We start from the raw sequence: 246 nt of genomic DNA on the forward strand, positions 1-246 counted from the left end.
TCGAGCACGAGCACCGGGTTCCTCGATGCCACCTTCTTGAGCGACTGCACGAGCCGCCCCGGGAGCGCGCCGACGTACGTGCGGCGATGCCCGCGGACCTCGGCCTCGTCGCGGACACCGCCGAGCGCGATGCGACCGTAGCGGCGCCCCATGGCGCGCGCGATGGAGCGCCCGAGGCTCGTCTTGCCGACGCCCGGTGGCCCGATGAACAGCATGATCGGGCCCTTTTTGTCGGTGCGCAGCTGG

Annotated in this window: 1 protein-coding gene; it reads right to left on the reverse strand. The window is 72.0% G+C overall.

All coding sequences use genetic code 11. The features are described from left to right. Window positions 1-246: AAA family ATPase (locus ACZ3HH_RS30910; RefSeq protein WP_465810508.1), on the reverse strand; the 246-nt coding region annotated here is incomplete at both ends.

Source organism: Pseudomonas sp. PME37.24/025 (assembly GCF_055556615.1).